The organism is Nibrella viscosa (assembly GCF_039541875.1).
GTDB classification, from domain to species: domain Bacteria; phylum Bacteroidota; class Bacteroidia; order Cytophagales; family Spirosomataceae; genus Nibrella; species Nibrella viscosa.
In genome coordinates, this window is record NZ_BAABHB010000044.1 from 1 (window position 1) to 1,080 (window position 1,080).

1 pseudogene is annotated in these 1,080 nt (G+C 64.0%); it reads right to left on the bottom strand.

Annotated elements, in window-relative coordinates:
- Nucleotides 1-1,080 (bottom strand): annotated as a pseudogene (locus ABD931_RS29100) (hypothetical protein); the annotation flags it as partial.

The following is a 1,080-nucleotide window of genomic DNA, read 5'->3' on the forward strand; positions in this document are numbered from 1 at the left end:
GGTAAGGTGCTGTGCCGCCCGTGCCTACTACGCTGACACTGCCCTGACCGCCGAAGCAGGCGATGGAGGTGCTCACCGTGGCCGTGGCCGTTACCGCTGTAGGCTGCGTCAGAGTGATCTCCGTTGTAGCCGCACACCCGTTGGCGTCAGTCACTGTAAAGCTGTAGGTGCCCGCTACCAGACCTGTGGTCTGGCCCGTCACCTGGTAAGGTGCTGTGCCGCCCGTGCCTACTACGCTGACACTGCCCTGACCGCCGAAGCAGGCGATGGAGGTGCTCACCGTGGCTGTGGCCGTTACCGCTGTAGGCTGCGTCAGAGTGATCTCCGTTGTGGCCGCACACCCGTTGGCGTCAGTCACCGTGAAGCTGTAGGTGCCCGCTACCAGGCCTGTGGTCTGGCCCGTCACCTGGTAAGGTGCTGTGCCGCCCGTGCCTACTACGCTGACACTGCCCTGACCGCCGAAGCAGGTGATGGAGGTGCTCACCGTGGCCGTGGCCGTTACCGCTGTAGGCTGCGTCAGAGTGATCTCCGTTGTAGCTGTACAGCCGTTGGCGTCAGTCACCGTGAAGCTATAGGTGCCTGCCACCAGACCTGTGGTCTGGCCCGTCACCTGGTAAGGTGCCGTGCCGCCTGTGCCTACCACGTTCACACTGCCCTGACCGCCGAAGCAGGCGATGGAGGTGCTCACCGTGGCTGTGGCCGTTACCGCTGTAGGCTGCGTCAGAGTGATCTCCGTTGTAGCCGCACAGCCGTTGGCATCCGTCACCGTGAAGCTGTAAGTGCCCGCCGTTAAGCCTGTGGTCTGACCCGTCACCTGGTAAGGTGCCGTGCCGCCTGTGCCTACTACGCTGACACTGCCCTGACCGCCGAAGCAGGCGATGGAGGTGCTCACCGTGGCCGTGGCCGTTACCGCTGTAGGCTGCGTCAGAGTGATCTCCGTTGTAGCCGCACACCCGTTGGCATCCGTCACTGTAAAGCTGTAAGTGCCCGCCGTTAAGCCCGTGGTCTGGCCCGTCACCTGGTAAGGTGCCGTGCCGCCTGTGCCTACCACGCTGACACTGCCCTGACCGCCGAAGCAGG